The organism is Bartonella sp. PS17NMGDW (assembly GCF_042193555.1).
Classification (GTDB): domain Bacteria; phylum Pseudomonadota; class Alphaproteobacteria; order Rhizobiales; family Rhizobiaceae; genus Bartonella; species Bartonella grahamii.
The window spans coordinates 1,762-3,132 of record NZ_JBHILY010000042.1 but is presented as its reverse complement, the minus strand read 5'-3'; the positions used below and the strand labels follow the sequence as shown (position 1 = coordinate 3,132).

General features: G+C 46.0%; 2 protein-coding genes. Both read left to right on the top strand.

The genetic code is table 11. The annotated features are described in order from the left end of the window. Positions 1-20: 20 nt before the first annotated feature. Positions 21-1,232 (top strand): phage tail sheath subtilisin-like domain-containing protein, encoded by a 1,212-nt coding sequence (locus ACFIJK_RS08910; protein WP_375627541.1) that lies wholly within the window; start codon positions 21-23, stop codon positions 1,230-1,232. Further along, positions 1,232-1,371: phage major tail tube protein (locus ACFIJK_RS08905; RefSeq protein ID WP_375627543.1), on the top strand; the 140-nt coding region annotated here is incomplete at its 3' end. The genes ACFIJK_RS08910 and ACFIJK_RS08905, both read left to right, overlap by 1 nt.

Sequence of the window (1,371 nt, the reverse complement as noted above, 5' to 3'; positions counted from 1 at the left end):
CATTTAAAGGAGCATAAAGTATGGCAATAGGTTTTCTACACGGTGTTGAAGTTGTCGAGGTTGACGACGGCACCCGCCCCCTTCGCGCGGTTCAGTCTGCAGTTATCGGGATTGTTGGCACAGCACCCGATGCCGATGAACAAGCATTCCCTCTTAACACACCCGTTTTGGTTACGGGTTCACTTTCACAAGCCGCTAAACTGGATAAAACAGGCAAGCGTCAAGGCACCCTACCTAATGCCCTTGATCTCATTTTCAAGCAAGTGGGTGCCATTGTTGTTGTCGTACGCGTGAACGAGGGTGACAATGAAAATGCAACACTCACCAATGTTCTTGGCGGTGTAAACGCAAATGGCGCTTATGAAGGTGTTCATGCTTTGATTGGAGCGGGGTCCATTGTGGGACAAACACCACGCATTCTCATCGCTCCAGGCTTTACACATCAACGCCCTTCCAGTGTGAATATTGAAGAGAATGGAACTGGTGCAACTACCAACCCCGTCGCAGCAGAACTCATTGGCATTGCTGAACGCCTACGCGCTATTGTGGTGCTTGATGCACCAAACACAACAGATGAAGCAGCCCTTAGTGCAGCAAAGGATTTTGATTCAAAGCGCGCCATTCTCATTGATCCGTTTGTAAAGGTAAATCGTGATGGAAAGATCATAGAACAGCCGGCAAGTGCAGCGGTTGCTGGTGTCATTGCCAAAACTGATTTTACACACGGTTTTTGGCATTCTCCTTCAAACAAAGTGATCAATGGCATTGTGGGAACTGCGCGCCCCATTGATTTTTCCATTGGTGACAGATCAAGCCGCGCCAACCTTCTTAACGAACAAAACATCACAACAATTATCCGCGAAAACGGTTATCGTCTTTGGGGTAATCGCACCCTTTCAAGTGATACAAAATTTGCTTTCTTATCGGTGGTGAGAACCGCAGATATGATCAATGACGCCATTTTGCGCGGGCATCTATGGGCTGTCGACCGCAATATCAAAAAAACCTACATGAATGATGTCAGTGAAAGCGTCAATGCCTATTTGCGTGATTTGAAAGCACAAGGCGCCATTCTTGGTGGGCGCTGTACGCCTGATCTAGAGTTGAATACAGCAAGCGCTATTGAAGGCGGCAGAATCTATTTCAATGTCGAATTCACACCAACAACACCAGCAGAACACATCACATTCCGTTCACGCATTGTGAATGATTATTTAGAGGAGATTTTTTAATGGCTATCCCCGTTTTACCAAGAGTTTTGAAATATTTTAACATTTTTGTCGACGGCATTCCCTATCAAGCAAAATGTGAAAGCGTAACATTACCGAATTTGAACTTGGTTGTTGAAAGTTATCGTGGTGGAGGCATGGA